The sequence below is a fragment of the Blastococcus deserti genome, assembly GCF_042682525.1.
In the GTDB taxonomy this organism is placed as follows: Bacteria; Actinomycetota; Actinomycetes; order Mycobacteriales; family Geodermatophilaceae; genus Blastococcus_B; species Blastococcus_B deserti.
This window is the reverse complement of record NZ_JBHUHP010000009.1, coordinates 184,315-203,207: the sequence shown is the minus strand read 5'-3', so window position 1 is coordinate 203,207 and position 18,893 is coordinate 184,315. Positions and strand designations below refer to the sequence as shown.

Annotated in this window: 17 protein-coding genes; 6 read left to right on the top strand and 11 right to left on the bottom strand. The window is 73.9% G+C overall.

Features of this window, described 5'->3' with window-relative positions; translation table 11 throughout:
- Positions 1–3: 3 nt before the first annotated feature.
- Together ACFSHS_RS08970 and ACFSHS_RS08965 are read right to left on the bottom strand one after the other, a co-directional pair.
- Positions 4–996: a hypothetical protein gene (locus ACFSHS_RS08970; protein ID WP_376874244.1), complete on the bottom strand. Its 993-nt coding sequence runs from the start codon at positions 994–996 to the stop codon at positions 4–6.
- A 10-nt stretch (positions 997–1,006) separates the two neighbouring features.
- Positions 1,007–1,597 (bottom strand): RNA polymerase sigma factor, encoded by a 591-nt coding sequence (locus tag ACFSHS_RS08965; RefSeq protein ID WP_376874242.1) that lies wholly within the window; start codon positions 1,595–1,597, stop codon positions 1,007–1,009.
- 201 nt (positions 1,598–1,798) lie between these two features.
- Here ACFSHS_RS08965 and ACFSHS_RS08960 point away from each other — a divergent pair, with 201 nt between their 5' ends.
- From ACFSHS_RS08960 to disA, 3 genes are all read left to right on the top strand, one after another.
- The gene (locus ACFSHS_RS08960; RefSeq protein ID WP_376874240.1) at positions 1,799–2,533 is read left to right on the top strand and encodes a copper chaperone PCu(A)C; all 735 of its coding nucleotides are present in this window, start codon (positions 1,799–1,801) and stop codon (positions 2,531–2,533) included.
- Between the two features lie 72 nt (positions 2,534–2,605).
- Complete coding sequence (radA, locus tag ACFSHS_RS08955; RefSeq protein WP_376874238.1) at positions 2,606–3,958, top strand: DNA repair protein RadA; 1,353 nt, start codon at positions 2,606–2,608, stop codon at positions 3,956–3,958.
- 118 nt (positions 3,959–4,076) lie between these two features.
- Positions 4,077–5,162, top strand: coding sequence for a DNA integrity scanning diadenylate cyclase DisA (disA, locus tag ACFSHS_RS08950; RefSeq protein ID WP_089335779.1), 1,086 nt, complete (start codon positions 4,077–4,079; stop codon positions 5,160–5,162).
- 117 nt (positions 5,163–5,279) lie between these two features.
- On the opposite strand, the gene ACFSHS_RS08945 is transcribed toward disA, so the two are convergent.
- Positions 5,280–5,963: a MucR family transcriptional regulator gene (locus ACFSHS_RS08945; protein WP_376874235.1), complete on the bottom strand. Its 684-nt coding sequence runs from the start codon at positions 5,961–5,963 to the stop codon at positions 5,280–5,282.
- Between the two features lie 77 nt (positions 5,964–6,040).
- On the opposite strand from ACFSHS_RS08945, the gene ACFSHS_RS08940 reads away from it, so the two are divergent.
- Positions 6,041–6,928 (top strand): HhH-GPD family protein, encoded by an 888-nt coding sequence (locus tag ACFSHS_RS08940; protein ID WP_376874233.1) that lies wholly within the window; start codon positions 6,041–6,043, stop codon positions 6,926–6,928.
- A 164-nt stretch (positions 6,929–7,092) separates the two neighbouring features.
- Here ACFSHS_RS08940 and ACFSHS_RS08935 read toward each other — a convergent pair whose 3' ends face one another.
- From ACFSHS_RS08935 to ACFSHS_RS08905, 7 genes are all read right to left on the bottom strand, one after another.
- Positions 7,093–9,621: an ATP-dependent Clp protease ATP-binding subunit gene (locus ACFSHS_RS08935; RefSeq protein WP_376874231.1), complete on the bottom strand. Its 2,529-nt coding sequence runs from the start codon at positions 9,619–9,621 to the stop codon at positions 7,093–7,095.
- A 426-nt stretch (positions 9,622–10,047) separates the two neighbouring features.
- Positions 10,048–10,395, bottom strand: a complete 348-nt coding sequence (locus ACFSHS_RS08930; RefSeq protein WP_376874229.1) for a histone-like nucleoid-structuring protein Lsr2 — start codon at positions 10,393–10,395, stop codon at positions 10,048–10,050.
- A gap of 159 nt (positions 10,396–10,554) precedes the next feature.
- Entirely contained in the window at positions 10,555–12,093 is a 1,539-nt protein-coding gene (gene lysS, locus ACFSHS_RS08925; protein ID WP_458199602.1) for a lysine--tRNA ligase, read from the bottom strand.
- Between the two features lie 46 nt (positions 12,094–12,139).
- Entirely contained in the window at positions 12,140–12,925 is a 786-nt protein-coding gene (locus ACFSHS_RS08920; protein WP_376874227.1) for a type III pantothenate kinase, read from the bottom strand.
- Between the two features lie 60 nt (positions 12,926–12,985).
- On the bottom strand, positions 12,986–13,405 hold the full coding sequence (gene panD, locus ACFSHS_RS08915; protein WP_376874225.1) for an aspartate 1-decarboxylase: 420 nt from the start codon (positions 13,403–13,405) through the stop codon (positions 12,986–12,988).
- Complete coding sequence (panC, locus tag ACFSHS_RS08910; protein WP_376874223.1) at positions 13,402–14,292, bottom strand: pantoate--beta-alanine ligase; 891 nt, start codon at positions 14,290–14,292, stop codon at positions 13,402–13,404. Before panC ends, panD begins: the two co-directional genes overlap by 4 nt.
- A gap of 2 nt (positions 14,293–14,294) precedes the next feature.
- Positions 14,295–15,239: a Rossmann-like and DUF2520 domain-containing protein gene (locus ACFSHS_RS08905; protein WP_376874221.1), complete on the bottom strand. Its 945-nt coding sequence runs from the start codon at positions 15,237–15,239 to the stop codon at positions 14,295–14,297.
- Positions 15,240–15,580: 341 nt separating this feature from the next.
- On the opposite strand from ACFSHS_RS08905, the gene ACFSHS_RS08900 reads away from it, so the two are divergent.
- Positions 15,581–16,321, top strand: a complete 741-nt coding sequence (locus ACFSHS_RS08900) for an SDR family oxidoreductase (RefSeq protein ID WP_376874219.1) — start codon at positions 15,581–15,583, stop codon at positions 16,319–16,321.
- Here ACFSHS_RS08900 and ACFSHS_RS08895 read toward each other — a convergent pair.
- Positions 16,276–18,021, bottom strand: a complete 1,746-nt coding sequence (locus ACFSHS_RS08895; protein ID WP_376874217.1) for a DUF6779 domain-containing protein — start codon at positions 18,019–18,021, stop codon at positions 16,276–16,278. The two genes, ACFSHS_RS08900 and ACFSHS_RS08895, sit on opposite strands and share 46 nt — an antisense overlap.
- Before the next feature lie 91 nt (positions 18,022–18,112).
- Between ACFSHS_RS08895 and ACFSHS_RS08890 the strand changes: the two genes are divergently transcribed.
- Entirely contained in the window at positions 18,113–18,718 is a 606-nt protein-coding gene (locus ACFSHS_RS08890) for a DUF1684 domain-containing protein (RefSeq protein ID WP_376874215.1), read from the top strand.
- The last annotated feature ends 175 nt before the right edge of the window (positions 18,719–18,893 follow it).

Genomic DNA, 18,893 nt, shown 5'->3' with positions numbered 1-18,893 from the left:
CGGTCACTTGCGCCCGTTGCCCTGGGCCTGACCCTTCCCCCCGCCGTTGCCCTTGCCGCTGCCGCTCGTAGCGCCCGGGCCCTTCTTGCCCCCACCCGGAGCGGCCGTCGCCGCGGGCGCGACCGGCGGCTCGGACTGCTGGACCTCGGTCGTCTCCTCCGGCACCGTCGTGGGTTCCGCGGTGGCGGTGGGAGTGGCCGTCGGCGTGGGCGTGACCGGCCCGGACTTCCGCTGCTGGTTCTTCGCGTGCGCGTACTCGCTGACGTCCACCCCGTCCTTGTACCCGAGGCGGGCGCCCTGGCTGACCCACGAGCCGAACGACTGGCCCTCGGCCGGGCCCTCCTTCCACTCCTCCAGGGTCGGCGCGGCGCCGGCAGGGTCGTCCGGGGCGCGCTCGTCCTCGCCCTCGGTACCCGTGGGCGACTCCTCGGGGCCCTTCTCCTCGGAGGTGGTCTCGTCGGAGGCCGTCTCGTCGGAGGCCGTCTCGTCGGAGGCCGTCTCGTCGGAGGCCGTCTCGTCGGACGTGGTCTCGTCGGAGGTCGGCGGCTCCAGCGGTGTCACGGTGGAGACGACGGTGGCGAAGGTGTCCTGCATCGGATCCGGAAGGGCCCCGACGGCGCCGGTACCGGTCACCGCCACGACGACGATGCCGGCTCCGGTGGCCGCCTGGGCGACCGCGCCGGCGGAGAAAATCTTGGCGAGGAGTGCGGGGAACAACATGGCGAAGCGTCTCCGGTTCCGGATCCGGGCAGCCCAGCGCGACGGCAGGCCCCCGGCCGATTGGGCCGTCCGGGCGGACGGGCTCGACTGGTCGGTGAGCAGACCCGTGGCCAGCAGCTCGGCGAGGGCGGCGTTCGGCCGGCCCGGCCGGGAGGCGGTCGCCCGGACCGCCTCGGAGAAGACGGCCAGTGCGGCCGCCTGCTCCGGGACGGGCCGTCCGGCGAGGTACGCCTCGAAGGCGTCCTCGACGGCGGTGTCGTCGGCTGGTGTGGTCATCTCACCCCTGTCATCGCCGGGTGGCCGCAAAAGGGTTCGCGACCGCCCCCACCCGTTCGGGGGAGTTCTCGAGCTCCGTGCGCAGCGCGCGCAGCCCCCGTCGCTGGAGGGCCTTGGCCGAGGCCGCCGTCCGCCCCATGACCTGCGCCACCTGCTCAACCGTCAGGTCGCCCAGCACGCGGAGGAGGACCACGGCGCGCTGGTCGTCCGGGAGCAGCGCGCAGATCCGGTGGACGGTCTCCGCGCCGAGCTGCGCGAACGCGTCGTCCTCGACGTCGCCACCCACGTGCCCGGTCAGGCCGCCGTCGTCGTCGGCGACCTGCGGACGGCGGCTGCGGCGCCGCCAGTCGTCGACGAGGCGGCGATGCGCGATGGTGAAGACCCAGGCCCGCAGGGCGTCCTCGTCGCCCCGGAAACCGGCCAGGCCCGTGAAGACGCCGAGGAACGTCTCGCTGGCCAGGTCGTCGGGCTCGGCGGCGCCGTGCAACCGGAGATAGCCGGTGACCGCGGGAGAGAGGTCCCGGTACAGGACCTCGAAGGCCCAGGCAGCCCCGGCCTGTGCCGCGGCCAGCACGTCGTCGAAGGGCAGCCCCGTCCGCATCACACCCTCCTCCGCCGATCGGTCGTCCCCTCCTCATCGGCAGGTGCCCCCCGCCCCTTGAGGGCCCGCTCCTCCGTGAGGAATCGCCGACGGTCTCCCTTCCCTCCGGGCGGACCTCCCGGGGAGCCCGTTAGGCTCCGCACGACCCCGCGTCACCGATCCCCCGGTGGCCGGCCCGAAGCTGTGTGGAGGTCGACGGCTGTGAACCGCGCGCTGCGCGCCACCACGGTGGGCGTGCTGCTTCTCTCCCCCCTCGCGGTCTCCGCGTGCAGTGCGGGGCAGGTCACGCAGACCGCGACGCAGGAGCGGGACAAGGTCGGCGCGATGGCACAGGTGGGCAACATCACCGTGCGCGCGGCCGAGTTCGAGCACCCGCGGGGTGGCGCCTACGAGGAAGGCGACGACGCGGAGCTCCGGATGGCCATCGTGAACAGCGGCCAGGAGCCGGACACCCTCGTCGATGTCGAGGGCGAGGGCTTCGGAGATGTCGAGTTCGAGACCGAGACCGAGACCACGGGGGCGACCGCCTCCCCCGGCACCGCCGACGGCACGACCACCGCCCCGACCACGGGGGCCGCGCCCACCACGGGCGCGGGTGCAGGCAGCGGCACGACCACCGCCCCGGCGACGGGCAGCAACGGTCCCGCCGAGCTGGAGATCCCCGCCGACTCCATCGTCTTCGTCGACGGCGAGTCGGCGACGGTCACGCTGACCGACCTCGAGGAGGGGCTGACGGTCGGGCAGTACCTCGAGCTCACCCTCGTCTTCGAGAACGCGGGGGAACTCACCCTGGGGGTCACCGTCGCCAATCCCGACGAGGCGCTCGAGCGCGGCGAGGCCTTCGACTTCCACCATGAGGAAGGCGGCCACGAGGAGGGCAGCGAGGACACGGCCCGCGAGCAGGAGTCACGGCGGCAGGAGAGCGGCGGCGAGTAGCCGCGCGCTCACCCGGCGCTCCCGGGAATTGTCGCACCCCGGGGTTAGCGTCGCGGGGTGCCGTCCGCCGGAGTGAGATCAGCCCGTCCCGCCCATCGCTGCACCGAGTGCGGCTACGCCTCCGCCAAGTGGGTGGGGCGCTGCCCCGAGTGCCAGGCCTGGGGCACCATCCAGGAGTTCGGCGCCCCCGCCGCCCCACTGCGTGCCGTGGCGGCCGGTCCGGTGACCGCCCCCGCACGGCCGATCGCGCAGGTGGAGCTCGCCGGCGCCCGCGCCGTCCCCACCGGCATCGCGGAGTTCGACCGGGTCCTGGGCGGTGGCCTGGTGCCCGGCGCGGTCCTGCTCGTCGCCGGGGAGCCGGGCGTCGGCAAGTCCACGCTGCTGCTGGAGGTGGCGCACCGCGTTGCTGCCGCCAACGGGCCGGCACTGGTGGTCTCCGGGGAGGAGTCCGCCGGCCAGGTACGTCTGCGGGCCGAGCGCATCGGCGCCCTGCACGAGCGCCTCTACCTGGCCGCCGAGACCGAGCTGTCCGCGGTCCTCGCCCACGTCGATCAGGTGAACCCGACGCTGCTGATCCTCGACAGCGTCCAGACCGTCCGGTCCCCCGCGGTCGAGGGCACCGACGGCGGCGCCAGCCAGGTCCGGGCCGTGGCCGGTGCCCTGACCGCCGTCGCCAAGAGCCGGGGCATGACCACGATCATGGTCGGCCACGTCACCAAGGACGGCGCGATCGCCGGTCCCCGCACGCTCGAGCACCTCGTCGACGTCGTCGTCTCCTTCGACGGCGAACGGCACTCGACGCTGCGCCTGGTCCGCGCGACGAAGAACCGGTTCGGCCCGGCCGACGAGATCGGCTGCTTCGAGATCGGCGACTCCGGCGTCGTGGGCGTGCCCGACCCGTCGGCGCTCTTCGTCTCCCGCCGATCCGCTCCGGTCCCGGGCAGCTGCGTCACCGTGACGATGGAGGGCAGCCGCCCGCTGCTCGCCGAGGTGCAGGCGCTGGTGGCCGGCACCGGCGGCGGCGGGTCCCCTCGCCGTGCGGTGAGCGGGCTCGACGCCCAGCGCGTGGCCATGGTGAACGCGGTGGTGGAACGCCGCGGCGGGGTCAAGCTCGCCGAGGCGGACGTCTTCGCCGCCTCCGTGGGCGGGGTGCGCATCGCCGAGCCGGCCGCCGACCTGGCGTTGGCCCTCGCGATCGCGTCGGCCGCCAAGGACCGCGCCCTGCCCGAGGGCATGGTCGCCCTCGGCGAGGTGGGGCTGTCCGGGGAGATCCGTCGGGTGGGTGGCGCGGGCCGTCGGCTGGCCGAGGCGGCGAGGCAGGGCTACAAGGTCGCGCTGGTGCCCCCGGACGCCGGCGCGGCACCGCCGGGGATGCGCCTGATCGAGGTCCCCGACCTGGGCACGGCCTTCCACCGCCTCTTCTAGCTCTCTAGAGTCTCGTTACGTCGCCGGGTTCCGGGCGCGACCGGGACCCGAGGACGAACCGCACCCAGGCCCGCCACGTAGACTCAGCCGCCGTACCACTCGACCGTCAGGAGTGCTCGTGCCCACCGAGGTGGATCCCGAGGTCGCGTTGCGCGAACTCCTCGGCCGCATCGCCCCGGGGACCGCGCTCCGCGACGGCCTCGAGCGCATCCTGGCCGGGCGCACGGGCGCGCTGATCGTGCTCGGCTACGACCGGGTGGTGGAGTCGCTGTGCACCGGCGGCTTCGCCCTCGACGTGGCGCTGTCGGCCACGCGGCTCCGCGAGCTGGCGAAGATGGACGGCGCGGTGATCGTCTCCTACGACGGCACCCGGATCGTCCGGGCCGGCGTCCACCTCATGCCCGACCCGACCATCCCCACCGAGGAATCGGGCACTCGGCACCGCACCGCCGAGCGGGTGGCCCTGCAGACCGGCTTCCCGGTCATCTCGGTCAGCCAGTCGATGCACATCATCAGCGTCTACGTCGCCGGGCGCCGGTACACCCTCGAGCACCCGACGACGATCCTCGCGCGGGCCAACCAGGCGCTCGCCGCCCTGGAGCGCTACAAGCTGCGCCTCGACGAGGTGGCGAGCACCCTCTCCGCGCTGGAGATCGAGGACCTCGTCACGGTGCGCGACGCGATGAGCGTCAGCCAGCGGCTGGAGATGGTCCGCCGCATCGCCGACGAGATCGAGGGCTTCGTCGTCGAACTCGGCACCGACGGTCGCCTGCTGGCCCTGCAGCTCGACGAGATGCTGGCCGGGGTGGAGGAGGACCGCGGGCTGCTCGTCCGCGACTACCTGCCCGGTGGTGGCCGCCGTCCCCGGACCATCGACCAGGTGCTCACCGACCTGCGCGCCCTGTCGGCGACCGAGCTGCTCGACCTGTCAGCGGTCGCCCGCTGCTACGGCCTGCCCACGTCACCCGACGCCCTCGACTCCCCGGTCAGCCCGCGCGGCTACCGCCTGCTCAACCGGGTGCCGCGGCTGCCCTCGGGCATCATCGACCGGCTGGTCGACCACTTCGGCGGCCTGCAGAAGCTGCTGGCCGCCACCATCGAGGACCTGCTGGCCGTCGAGGGGGTCGGCGAGGCACGGGCGCGGGGCATCCGCGAGGGCCTGTCGCGCCTGGCCGAGACCTCCATCCTCGACCGCTACAGCTGAGGCCCCGTCCCGAGGCTCGTCCCCAGCTGGCGAGGGGTCGGACGGCCCCCGTCCAGGACACCGCCGGGAGCTTGCGAGCGGTGGGGCGGGCGGGTCCTTTTCTGGGGGTCCTTGCAGCTACTCCAGGGTGATCGAGGCGTCCGGCGACACCTTGGTGTCGAGCCGACCCCGCAGGACGTAGCTCCCCGGGGCAGGCGCCGCCCGCGGCGCGGTGCACGTCGGCTCGCTCGTCAGCCCGCCCCACACCAGCGGCAGGGCCACCACCTCACCTGGCGCCAGGGTCCGCAGGTCGCTGCTGGACTCCGGGAAGCAGTCGTTGCTGCCCCACACCCGGTTGCCCGCCCCGTCGAACATGACGATCTCCTGCAGCCCCTTGTCCAGGGGCCGCACGCACGGGACGGCGGAGACGTTGACGACCGCCAGCTCGAAGGTCGGCTTGCTGCCGACGGCGGCACTGCCCGGGGCCCGCACCTCGAGGCCGATCATCTCGTCGGTGCAGGGGCCCCCCGGTGCGGGTGCGGGTGCGGGTGCGGGGGCGGTTGCCTCGGGGCCGGTGGCGGCCGGGATCCGGGGCGGTTCCGGCGTCGCGACCGCGCTGGGCGAGGGAACCACCCGGGCCAGCGCCGGCACGGGCACCGGCCCGGACGAGCTGGACGCCGCCGCGTCGTCGCCGTCACCGCCGCCCAGCAGCGCGAACCCCAGCCAGACCCCGCCCCCGAGGATCGCCGAGAGCACGGCCAGCACCACCAGCCGCCGCCGCCAGTAGACGCGGGCGGGCAGATCGCCGACCGGGTGCAACACGCCCGGAACGGTAGTGCGCGGCGCAGGAGTCGGCCGGGTCGGCACGCCGCTCCCCCGGGACGGCACACTGGTGCCCCGTGACCAGCACCGCGACCGTGGGCCCGGACGCCGGCGAAACGATCGTCGACTGGTACGAGACGGCGGCCCGCGACCTGCCCTGGCGCCGCCCCGGCGTCGACGCCTGGGCGGTGCTGGTCAGCGAGGTCATGCTCCAGCAGACACCGGTCGCCCGCGTGGAACCGGTCTGGCGGGAGTGGATGGCGCGCTGGCCGACTCCGGGCGCGCTGGCCACGGTTCCGCCGGCCGACGTCATCCGGGCCTGGGGCAAGCTCGGCTATCCGCGGCGCGCCCTGCGGCTGCGCGAGGCGGCGGTCGCCGTGGTGGAGCGGCACGGAGGGGTCGTTCCGGCGGACGTGAGCGCCCTGGAGGCCCTGCCGGGCGTCGGGACGTACACCGCCCGCGCGGTGGCCTGCTTCGGCTACGGGCAGCCCCAGCCCGTGGTCGACACGAACGTGCGGCGGGTGGTGGCCAGGCTGGTGCACGGTCGCGCGGAGGCCGGGAACGCCCGCGCCGCCGATCTGGCCGACATCGCGGCCCTGACGCCCCCGGATGCGCGACGCGCGACCCGCTTCTCGGTGGCGGCGATGGAGCTCGGGGCGCTCGTCTGCGTCGCGGGGACGCCGCGGTGCGGAGCGTGCCCGGTCCGCGACCGGTGCGCGTGGCGACTGGCCGGCTGCCCACCGCACGACGGGCCGCCGCGGCGGGTGCAGAAGTTCGCCGGCACCGACCGCCAGGTGCGCGGCCGGCTGCTCGACGTCCTCCGCGAGGCCCACGAGCCGGTGGACGCCGCGGCGCTGGAGGCCGCCTGGGAGGACGCCGTCCAGCGCGGTCGCTGCCTGGACTCGCTGCTCGCCGACGGCCTGGTGGAGCAGACCGACGACGGCAGGTTCACGCTGCCCACCTGAGGGCGAGATCTGCGCGCTCACCCTCACGAGTGGCCTGATGGGGGCGACTGTGCAGGTCATGTCACGGGGACGACGAAGGGGCCGCCTCCCAGATGGGAGACGGCCCCTGTCGTGGCCCCGTTCGGAGGCTCGCCCCGCGTGCGAGCGGTGAGGACGGGGTCCTCTCACTCGGCCTTGGCGGCGGGACCTTCCTCGTCGCCACCGGACAGCGCGACCGGCGGGGTGTCGGGCAGGTCGATCGGCTTGGCCTCGCCGCGGAAGGTGAACTTCGCGTCGGCGCCCTCGCCCTCGACGTCCACCACGATGATCTGACCCGCGGTCAGCTCGCCGTAGAGGATCTTCTCCGACAGCGCGTCCTCGATCTCGCGCTGGATGGTCCGGCGCAGCGGCCGGGCACCCAGCACCGGGTCGAAGCCGCGGTGCGCCAGCAGCTTCTTCGCCGCCGGGGTGATCTCCAGAGCCATGTCCTTGTTCGCCAGCTGGGTCTCCACGCGGGCGACCATGAGGTCGACGATCTCGATGATCTCGTCCTCGGTCAGCTGGTGGAACACGACGATGTCGTCGATGCGGTTGAGGAACTCCGGCCGGAAGTGCTGCTTGAGCTCCTCGTTGACCTTCTGCTTCATCCGCTCGTAGTTGCTCTGGGTGTCATTCCCGACCTGGAATCCGAGGCCGACGGCCTTCGAGATGTCCCGGGTACCGAGGTTGGTCGTGAGGATCAGGATCGTGTTCTTGAAGTCCACGATCCGGCCCTGACCGTCGGTGAGCCGACCGTCCTCGAGAACCTGCAGCAGCGTGTTGAACACGTCCGCGTGCGCCTTCTCGATCTCGTCGAAGAGGACCACCGAGAACGGCTTGCGCCGCACCTTCTCGGTCAGCTGGCCACCCTCGTCGTAACCGACGTAACCGGGAGGGGCACCGACGAGCCGCGACACGGTGAACCGGTCGTGGAACTCACCCATGTCGATCTGGATGAGCGCGTCGTCCTCACCGAACAGGAACTGCGCGAGAGCCTTCGCCAGCTCGGTCTTACCGACACCCGAGGGTCCGGCGAAGATGAACGAACCACCCGGACGGCGCGGGTCCTTGAGGCCCGCCCGCGTGCGCCGGATCGCCTGGCTGACGCTCTTGATGGCCTCTTCCTGGCCGATGATCCGCTTGTGGAGCTCGTCCTCCATGCGGAGCAGACGGGTGGTCTCCTCCTCGGTGAGCTTGAAGACGGGGATGCCGGTCCAGTTGGCCAGCACCTCGGCGATCTGCTCGTCGTCGACCTCGGCGACGACGTCCATGTCGCCGGCCTTCCACTGCTTCTCGCGCTCGGCCTTCTCCGCGAGCAGCGTCTTCTCCTTGTCGCGGAGCGACGCGGCCTTCTCGAAGTCCTGCGCGTCGATCGCCGACTCCTTCTCCCGGCGGATGCCGGCGATCCGGTCGTCGAACTCGCGCAGGTCCGGCGGAGCGGTCATCCGCTTGATCCGCATCCGGGCACCGGCCTCGTCGATCAGGTCGATCGCCTTGTCCGGCAGGAAGCGGTCGGAGATGTACCGGTCGGCCAGCGTCGCCGCGGCCACCAGGGCCGCGTCGGTGATGCTGATCCGGTGGTGCGCCTCGTAGCGGTCGCGCAGGCCCTTGAGGATCTCGATCGTGTGCTGCAGCGTCGGCTCGCCCACCTGGATGGGCTGGAAACGGCGCTCGAGAGCGGCGTCCTTCTCCAGGTGCTTGCGGTACTCGTCGAGCGTGGTGGCGCCGATGGTCTGCAGCTCGCCGCGGGCCAGCATCGGCTTGAGGATGCTGGCGGCGTCGATCGCGCCCTCGGCGGCACCGGCACCGACGAGGGTGTGGATCTCGTCGATGAACAGGATGATGTCGCCGCGGGTGCGGATCTCCTTGAGGACCTTCTTCAGCCGCTCCTCGAAGTCACCGCGGTAGCGGGAACCGGCGACCAGGGCGCCCAGGTCGAGGGTGTAGAGCTGCTTGTCCTTCAGCGTCTCGGGCACCTCGCCCTTGACGATCGCCTGGGCCAGGCCCTCGACGACGGCGGTCTTGCCGACGCCGGGCTCGCCGATGAGGACGGGGTTGTTCTTGGTCCGCCGCGACAGGACCTGCATGACCCGCTCGATCTCCTTGGCCCGCCCGATGACCGGGTCGAGCTTGGAGTCGCGCGCGGCCTGGGTCAGGTTGCGGCCGAACTGGTCGAGCACCAGCGAGGTCGACGGCGTGCCCTCGGCCGGGCCGCCGGCCGCGGCCGGCTCCTTGCCCTGGTAGCCCGACAGCAGCTGGATGACCTGCTGGCGGACGCGGTTGAGGTCGGCGCCGAGCTTCACCAGGACCTGGGCGGCGACGCCCTCGCCCTCGCGGATCAGGCCGAGCAGGATGTGCTCGGTGCCGATGTAGTTGTGGCCGAGCTGCAGCGCCTCGCGCAGCGACAGCTCCAGCACCTTCTTCGCCCGCGGGGTGAAGGGGATGTGACCGGACGGGGCCTGCTGACCCTGTCCGATGATCTCCTCCACCTGTTGGCGGACGCCCTCCAGCGAGATGCCGAGGGACTCGAGCGCCTTGGCAGCGACGCCCTCACCCTCGTGGATCAGGCCCAGGAGGATGTGCTCGGTGCCGATGTAGTTGTGGTTGAGCATCCGGGCCTCTTCCTGGGCCAGGACAACAACGCGGCGGGCTCGGTCGGTGAACCGTTCGAACATCTGCTGCTTCTCCTTCGACCGGCTGGTCCGGCACTGTCCCTCCCCCGTCGTGGGAAGGAGCACCCGACATCCGTCGGCGCTGGGGGCACCGGTCATTCCACTGTAGTCGCGGACCACGCCGCCCTGTCGGTGCTCGACGCGGGCGGTGGGTGGCTGTCCGGTCCAACCGATGGTGACCGATGCCTGTTCCGGCCCGGTTACGCCGTCAGCGGACGCCCGCACCCCGCGAGCCGGTTCCCCTCCGCTCAGTCTGCGCGGCCGCGGGGAGCAACGGGCACCGCGGCGTCACGCCCGGGACGACGCCGGCCCGGCTCCCCGTGGGGGGGAACCGGGCCGGCCGGCGCGCGCACGCGCGCGGATGTCACAGCAGAAGGACCTCGTCCCCCTCGACCCTCGCAGGCTCGGGCCGAGGCTCCGGACGAGGCCTCAGTGGGCGGCCTCGTAGGCGTCGACGACGCTGGCCGGGATGCGGCCGCGATCGCTGACGGCGTGACCGTTCTTGCGGGCCCATTCCCGGATGGCGCCGGCCTGCTCGCGGTCCATGCGGCCGCCGGTGCCACGGCTGCGGCCGCCGCCACCGGACGCGCGGGTGCCGCGGCCCACCTTGCGGGCGGCCGAGACGTAACGGGAGAAGAGGTCGCGCATCTCCTTGGCGTTCTTCTCCGCGAGGTCGATCTCGTACGAGGTGCCGTCGAGGGAAAAGCTCACCGTCTCGTCGGCCGAGAGGTTCTCGTCGAGATCGTCGCTCAGGATGACCTGAACCTTCCGCGCCATTATGTTCCTCACCCTTGTCGCAGCGGCCCTGGAGCCGAACGGAATTGCCGCACCGGAAGCGCGGCGATGCCATTACATCACAGTCCGGCGCCATTTAGTGCACCTACTGCGGTTCCTGCTCGGAAGTGGGAAACGGCCCGACTCCGTATCCCCGCGCAGCTAGTGCGAGGAAATGGGCCGGACCAGGGGGAACAGGATCGTCTCGCGGATTCCCAGTCCGGTGAGCGTCATCATCAACCGGTCCATCCCCATACCCATGCCCCCGGTCGGCGGCATGCCGTACTCCAGGGCCTCGAGGAAGTCCTCGTCCAGCACCATGGCCTCGGGATCGCCGGCCGCGGCCAGCGCCGCCTGGGCGGTGAACCGCTCCCGCTGGGCGACCGGGTCCACCAGCTCGGAGTAGGCGGTCGCCCGCTCGATGCCGCCGATGTAGAGGTCCCACTTCTCGGCGAGCCCGGGCTCGGACCGGTGCGCCCTGGTCAGCGGCGACGTGTCCAGCGGGTAGTCGATGACGAACGTCGGCGCCTGCAGGGTGTGCTGCACCAGCGCCTCGAACAGCTCCTCGACGACCTTGCCGGGCAGCCACGCCGGATCGATCCCCACGTCGTGCCGCTCCGCGATGGCGCGCAGCTTCTCCACCGGGGTCTCGGGGCCGATCGGCTCGCCGACCGCCTCGGAGACGACCGAGTACAGCCGCACCTGCGGCCAGTCCCCCGACAGGTCGACCTCCGTGCCGTCGTGATGGCGGGCCACGTGGTCACCGAAGAGCGCCGCGCAGCATTCCTGGATCAGTTCTCTGGTGAGCGTCGCCATGACCTGGTAGTCGGCGTAGGCCTGATACGTCTCCAGCATCGCGAACTCCGGCGAGTGCGAGCTGTCGGCCCCCTCGTTGCGGAAGTTGCGATTGATCTCGAACACCCGGTCCAGCCCACCGACGATGCACCGCTTGAGGAACAGCTCCGGGGCGATGCGCAGGTACAGGTCGAGGTCGAACGCATTCATGTGGGTGCGGAACGGCCGGGCGGCGGCACCCCCGTGCACCGTCTGCAGCATCGGGGTTTCCACCTCCAGGAACCCGCGGGCGGTGAGCCCGGCGCGGAGGGTGGACATCACCGTGGCGCGCTGGCGCACCGTCCGCCGGGCCTCGTCGCGGACGATGAGGTCCACGTAGCGACGGCGGACCCGCAGCTCCTCGCTCATCGGCTTGTGCGCCACCGGGAGCGGGCGCAGCGCCTTGGCCGTCAGCTGCCACGAGTCGGCGAAGACCGAGAGCTCACCGCGGCGCGACGTCCCGACCTCGCCGGTGACCAGCACGTGGTCGCCGAGGTCGATGTCGGCCTTCCAGGCGGCGAGCGACTCCTCGCCCACGCGGTCGCGGGAGAGCATGACCTGCAGTTCGGCGTCGCCCTCGCGCAGGGTGGCGAAGCAGAGCTTGCCGGTGTTGCGGAAGAAGATGACCCGCCCGGTGACGCCGACGGTGTCCCCGGTCATCGTGTCCGGCGGCAGGTCGGGGTGCGCGGCCCGGACGGCGGCCAGGGTGGTCGTGCGCGCGACGGCCACCGGGTAGGGGTCGACGCCGCTCTGGCGCAGGCGGTCGAGCTTGGCGCGGCGGACCCGCATCTGCTCGGGGAGCTCGTCGATCCCGCCGTCATCCCCGTTGCCGGAGCCGCTGCCCGGGCCGTTCGGTCCTTCGGTCACGGATGACGAGACTACGGGGAGGCCGGAGCCCGGTCGGGCGGGGAGATCACCTGGCCTGGTGTCGCTGGAAGGCCAGCCGAAGGCCGTGGACGGTGAGGTCGGGCTCCCGCTCGCCGATGGAACGGCAGCTGTCGACGACGAGCGGGGCCAGACCCCCGGTGGCGACGACGACCGGCGCCGAGCCGAACTGGGCGACGATCTCCGCCGCGATGCGGGCGACCAGCCCGTCCACCAGCCCGGCGAAGCCCAGGACCAGGCCCGACTGCAGCGCGGCCACGGTGTTCTTGCCGATGGCCTGGGGCGGCACGGTCAGCTCCACCGAGCGGAGCTGCGCCGCGCGGGTGGCCAGCGCGTCCAGGCTGACCTCCACGCCGGGTGCCAGGGCACCGCCGAGGAACTGCCCCTCGGGTCCGATGGCGTCGACGTTGGTGGAGGTGCCGAAGTCCACGACGATCACCGGCCGGCCGCGCCCGTCGGGCCAGCGGCCGAACAGCTCGTGCGCCGCCAGCGCGGTGACCACGCGGTCCGAGCCGACCTCGCGCGGGTTGTCCACGTGCAGGGGGACCCCGGTCCGCACGCCGGGCCCGATGAGCACCACCGGCACCTCGAGGGCGTCCAGGAGCTGGCGCAGCGACGGGAGGAGGGCCGGCACGGTCGAGCAGGCGGCCACCCCGGTGATCTCGGTGTCGCACAGCAGCCCGCGCCAGAGCATCCGGAGCTCGTCCGCGGTGGCCCGGGGCTCCGTGGTCACCCGCCAGCAGCCGACGCGCCGCTCGCCGTCGAAGGTGGCGAGGACGGTCTGGCTGTTGCCGATGTCGACGGTCAGCAGCACGTCAGGCCGCCGTCGCGCGCAGGGCCACAGTGGCCACTCCGGCCCTGGAGGGAGTCCCGGTCACCGTTCGACGACGTCGCCGCGCACCTGACCCTGCACGCCCGGCGACGGCGCCGCCGGGTCGCCGCCCAGCTCGACGATGCGGTTGGCGCCGTCGACGTGGACCACGCGGGGGATGTAGCTCTTGGCCTCGGTCTCGTCCATGACGCCGTAGCTGATCAGGATGACGAGGTCGTCCGGATGGACCAGGTGGGCGGCCGCGCCGTTGATGCCGATGACCCCGCTCCCCCGCTCACCGGGGATGACGTAGGTCTCGAGCCGGGCACCGTTGGTGACGTCGACGATCGCCACCTGCTCGCCGGGGATCAGGTCGGCGGCGTCGAGGAGGTCCTCGTCGACCGTCACCGACCCCACGTAGTGCAGGTCGGCCTGGGTCACCGTCGCACGGTGGATCTTGGACTTGAGCATCGTGCGCATCATCGGGTGTCTCCCAGCTGGACGGCGGTGTTGTCGAGGAGTCGGGTCGTGCCGGCGCGAACGGCGACCAGCAGGCGGGCCGGGCCGGCCGCGGGTGCCGGGCCCAGCTCGGTATCGGTGAGCTCCAGGTAGTCCTGGAGCAGCGCGGGTTCGGTGTCGAGGACCGCGCGCGCCGCGGCCAGGACCGCTTCGGCACCCTCGGGACCGGCGGCGGACCCGGCACGCAGCGCCGCCGAGATCGTGCGGGCGGCCGAGCGCTGCTCCGGGGCCAGGTACCGATTGCGGCTGGACAGTGCCAGGCCGTCGTCCTCGCGCACCGTCGGGACGCCGACCACCTCGACCCCGAGGGCGAGCTCCCGGGCCATGGCGCGGATGAGGGTCAGCTGCTGGTAGTCCTTCTCGCCGAAGACGGCGACGTCGGGGCGCACCAGGCCGAAGAGCTTGGCGACCACGGTGAGCACGCCGGCGAAGTGCCCCGGGCGGACGGCACCCTCGAGCACCGACCCGAGCGGTCCGGGGTCGACGGTCACGCCGACCGCACCTGGCGGGTAGACCTCGTCCACCGGCGGGTGGAACACCACGTCGGCCCCCTCCTCGGCGAGGGTCGCGAGGTCGGCGTCCCAGGTGCGGGGGTAGCGGTCGAAGTCCTCGCCGGGACCGAACTGGGTCGGGTTGACGAACACCGAGACGACGACGGTGGCCGCGCTCTCGCGGGCCGCGCGCACCAGGGCGCGGTGACCCTCGTGCAGCGCACCCATGGTCGGGACCAGCGCAACCGGGCCGGGGAGCTCGGCGCGCAGGCGGTGCAGGTCGGCGACGGTCTCGGCGACGAGTGGGCCGGCCGTGGCGCGGGAGGCCGGCGACCGGCTGATTGCCCGTGAAGGGACCACCTTCAGCCCTCCGCCCGCTCGCTCGCGAGGGAACCCGGGACGTGGCCGTCGAGCAGGTCGAGCAGCGGGGCGCCCTCGTGGGGCTTGAGCCGGCCGGCGGCCAGCGCCCGCTCGGTGGTGCGCTGGGCCATGGCGACGTAGGCGGGGACCGACGCCGGCGCGCGGTCGGCGAGGGTGGCAAGGTGCTCGCCGACGGTGCCGACGTCGCCCCGGCTGACCGGCCCGGTGAGGCCCCGGTCGCCCCGGCGCAGACCGTTGTCGAGGGCCGCGGTGAGCAGCGGCGCGAGGACGCGGGCGGGCTCCCCCACCCCCGCCGTCCGCAGGAGGTCGGCGGCCTCCGCCACCAGGGTGACGAGGTGGTTCGCACCGGTGACCAGGGCCGCGTGGTAGAGCCGCCGGTCCTCCTCCGCCACGAAGAAGGGCTCGCCGCCCATCTCGAGGACCAGCGTCTCGGCGACGGCACGGTGGCTCACGCGGCTGGTCACGCCGAACGGCGTACCGGCGAGGCGGTCGGCGTCCTCGGGGGCGCCGGAGAAGGTCATGGCCGGGTGCAGGGCCAGCGGCAGGACCCCGGCCCGCTCGGCGGGCGCGAGGACGGCCAGACCGTGCGCGCCGGAGGTGTGGAAGGCGAGCTGGCCGGCCCGCCAGGCGCCCGTCTCGGCCAGGCCGGCGACGAGCCCGGCCAGGGTGTCGTCCGGGACTGCCAGCACCACGAGGTCGGAGGCCGCCACCACCTCGTCGGCGGGCACGAGCGGAACTCCGGGTAGCAGGCGTGCGGCGCGCTCGGCGGAGGCTGCGGAGAGGCCGGAGGCGGCGACGACGTCGTGACCGGCGGCGGAGAGCGCGGCGCCCAGGACGGCGCCGACGCGGCCGGCGCCGATGATCCCCACGCGCAGCCGCGCCGGGGCGTCGGACGCCGCGGGACTGGGGGGGGCGGGGTACGGCACAGCGCGGACTGTCCTGCGGGATGCAGGCATCGGTGCACCTCTCGTTCCAGTCCCTGTCGGGTACCGGACTCGGGTTCGCGGCCCACGCCGTCGTGGGCCATCGGGGCCGTGCGGGTCGTGCGGGTGGTGCGGTCCTGCCTGGCGCCGCTCCGCTGCAACCGGATGTGTCGCGCGGGTTGATCGCCGATGGCGAGTGTGTGACCGGTTCCGGCCGACCGCAACGCCTGGGCGCTGTGTCCTGTCTCACCCGGGCCCCGGGGTACTGCGAGGGCCGGGAGCGCGGCGGCCCTAGCGTGTGCCACGGCAGCGCAGCGATCGACGGGAGCACGAGCGTGGGCACGATGGACGGACGGACCGCCCTGGTCACCGGGGCCAGCCGGGGTATCGGGCTGGCGATCTCGCAGAGCCTGGTCGACCGTGGAGCGCGCGTGGTGGTCACGGCGCGCAAGCCCGAGGCGCTCGCCGAGGCGGTCGAGACGCTCGGCGGCCCGGACGTCGCCGTGGCGGTCCCCGGCCATGCCGGCGACGCCGCGCACCGGGCGGAGGCGGTCCGCACGGCTCTCGACACGTTCGGCAGCCTCGACATGCTCGTGGGCAACGTCGGCGTCAATCCCGTCTACGGGCCGATGACCGATCTCGACCTCGACGCCTTCCGCAAGATCCTCGACACCAACGTGGTCTCCTCGCTCGGGCTGGTGCAGGAGGCGTGGAAGGCCTGGATGGCCGAGCACGGGGGATCGGTCCTCTTCGTGGCCTCGGTGGCGGGCCTGCGGTCGTCGGAGAACATCGGCGCCTACGGCGTCAGCAAGGCCGCGATCATCAACCTGACCACGCAGCTGGCCGTCGAGCTGGGCCCGACGGTGCGGGTGAACGCGGTGGCCCCGGCCGTGGTCAAGACCCGCTTCGCCGGCGCCCTGTACGAGGGCCGGGAGGCCGAGGTGGCCGCCGAGTACCCGGCCGGCCGGCTGGGGCGGCCCGAGGACGTCGGCGAGGCCGCGGCCTACCTGCTGGGGGACGGCGCAGGCTGGGTCACCGGTCAGACGCTGGTGCTCGACGGCGGGCGGCTCTCCCGGGGGCGGTGAGCCTCAGTTCCGCCGAGCACGCGCGCGAGGACGTCGTCGGGCTCGTCCTCGTCCCGGTAGCGCCGGCGCCGGCGACCACCGGCGGTCTGGCTGGCGCCGTTCTCGGCGAGGATGTCGGCCAGTCGCTTCTCCTGCCCCGGGGCGATCTGCTCCTGGCTCGGGGGCACGGGCCGGTCCTCGCGGACGGCGACGCGGTAGCCGCCGCGGTCGTCGACCCGGATGGGCGGGTGCGGCGGAACCGCGGGCCGCTGGGTGGTCGGCGCCGCGGCCGGGTCCACGGGCGATTCGTCGCCGCGGCGGCGCCGCGGCGGCACCTCGGGCCGGGGCGGGGTGGGTCCCGCGTCGATCAGCGAGCGCGCGGCCAGCCACTCCAAGGCCGAGGGCAGGGGCTCGGGGGTCACGGGCGGCACCCCCGGGGCGGCCTGGGCGGGGCCGGCCGTCGTCCGCGGGTGCGGACTCGGCCGCGGCCCCCCCGCCGGGGGCGCCATGGGGAAACCGGCCGTCGGCGGCACCGGCTCGGGCGCACCGGCACCGTCGTGCCGGTCGGCAGTGCCGGCCCGTTCCGTCGCCGACCAGAGCGGGGTGTCGTCGTCGCGGAGGTCCTGCGACGACCACCGGTCCACGTCCGGGGACGGCGAGCCGGCCGGAGCGGCAGCGGCGGGCAGGGGGAACGCCGAGGTCGGGCTCGGCGGCTCCCACGGCGGCGTCGGCCGGCTCTCCCACGAGGCGGTGGCGGGCGGCTCCTCCGCCGGGACGGCGGGCGGCTCCCACGGCGGCGTCGGGCGGCTCTCCCACGAGGCGGTCGCGGGTGTCTCCCACGGCCGCGGGCCGCTGGGCTCGGACTCCCGGCTCGGGCGCCGGGCCGGCGCGGGGGCCGGCGGCACCGGCGGGCGGGCGGGAGCGCGCTCGACGCGCACCTGGTCGAAGTGCCGGGTCCCGGACGGCTCGTCGAGGCGCACGGCCGGCCAGCCACCGGTCAGCTCCCGCGGGGGCACGTCGTCGGTCCACCCCGCCGCGGCGTGCAGCGCCCGGCCGGGGGCATCGCCGAGCTCGGCCGAGAGCCGGCCGGCCTGGGTGCGCATGACGATGCGCTCGATCAGCATCTCGCTGGACAGCTGCTCGGTCAGCTCGGCCTTCAGCCGGCCCAGGTCGGCGCGCAGCTCGGCGATCTGGCCGAGCTCCTGGCGCAGCGCGGGCAGCGCCGCGACGTCGTCCCGGAGCGCGGCGACCCGCGCCACCTCGTCACGGAGACCCGCCAGCGCGGCGATGTCGGTGCGCAGCCCGGTCAGGCCTGCGACCTCGGTGCGCAGCTCGGTGAGGCCGGCGAGCTCGTCGCGCAGGGCGTCGAGCTCGGCGCGCATCGACGCCTCGGCCTCGCGGCGCAGCTCGGTCTCCAGCTCCAGCTCGTACTCCCGCCGGGCGGCGACCTCTCGGTCGAGCTCGTACTCGTAGGCCCGGCGGATCTCCGCCTCCCGGGCCCGGGCGGCCATCCGGTCGCCGGACCGCGTCGCCGCGGCGACCGTGGCGAGAACGAACGCCCAGGCCACGGCGACCACCGCCAGGCGCAGGAACTGGGGGTCGTCGGTGAGGAACACCGCGAGGGTCGCCGCCACGGCGAGCGCGAAGCCGCCCACCTGCAGGAGGGTCCGGCGATCGGCGGCGCCGCTGCGCGGAGCGACGTCGTCCTCGCGCAGTGCCATGACTCCAGCGTAGCGGCGGAACGGGCGGCGCTCCGGACAGAAACGGCGTCGTGACATAGCTGTCGCCGGCGCCGGCTGCCACAGTGGCCCGGTGACCCTGACGCTGCTCGGCTGGCGCCGCTCGGTGGCCGCTCTCTACGCCGCCGCGCGGGCCGCCGGCGACCCCGAGGCGGGATGGCGGACCTGGCGGGACGGCCGCGACGAGCTGTTCGCCGGCCATCCGGACTCACCCCTGGACGAGGCGGCGCGGGCCGCCTTCCGGGGACTCCCCTACGCCCCGTACGACCCCGCCCGCCGGTTCGAGGCGGTGCTGCACCCCGCCGGGCCGCTCCGGCTGCAGATCCCCACCGCGGCCGACGGGACCGTGGTTCTCGACCGCATCGGCACGGTGGCCCTGCCTGACGTCGGCCGCCTCGACGTCTGGTGGCTGGGTGGCTACGGCGGCGGCGTCTTCCTCCCGCTGCGCGACGGCACCGCCGGCCGGACCACCTACGGCGGCGGCCGCTACCTCCTCGACACGGTCAAGGGTGCCGACCTCGGCGGGGACGACACCCGGCTGGTGGTCGACCTGAACTTCGCGTACCACCCGTCGTGCACCTACGACCCGCGCTGGTCCTGTCCCCTGGCGCCCGAGGGCAACCAGGTGGCGGCCCCGGTGGTCGCCGGGGAGCAGCTGCCCTCCGGCGGCTGGTACTGACAACCCGTCGGCTGGGGTCAGGGCCCGTCCCCCCAGGCCCCGTCCCGCGCCGAGCGGGCGTGGCGTGGCCCGGTGACGTGCTGGAACGGTCACCCTTCAGGGGCCCGCGCCGAGCGTGCGAGGCGGCAAGGACCCCGTGCCCCTCACCCCTCGCAGGCTCGGGGTGAGCCTCCGG

Coding starts and splice junctions, on each gene's coding strand:
- ACFSHS_RS08970 (WP_376874244.1), bottom strand. CDS start 996: ATGACCACACCAGCCGACGACACCGCCGTCGAGGACGCCTTCGAGGCG.
- ACFSHS_RS08965 (WP_376874242.1), bottom strand. CDS start 1,597: ATGCGGACGGGGCTGCCCTTCGACGACGTGCTGGCCGCGGCACAGGCC.
- ACFSHS_RS08935 (WP_376874231.1), bottom strand. CDS start 9,621: ATGTTCGAACGGTTCACCGACCGAGCCCGCCGCGTTGTTGTCCTGGCC.
- ACFSHS_RS08930 (WP_376874229.1), bottom strand. CDS start 10,395: ATGGCGCGGAAGGTTCAGGTCATCCTGAGCGACGATCTCGACGAGAAC.
- panD (WP_376874225.1), bottom strand. CDS start 13,405: ATGATGCGCACGATGCTCAAGTCCAAGATCCACCGTGCGACGGTGACC.
- ACFSHS_RS08900 (WP_376874219.1), top strand. CDS start 15,581: ATGGACGGACGGACCGCCCTGGTCACCGGGGCCAGCCGGGGTATCGGG.
- ACFSHS_RS08895 (WP_376874217.1), bottom strand. CDS start 18,021: ATGGCACTGCGCGAGGACGACGTCGCTCCGCGCAGCGGCGCCGCCGAT.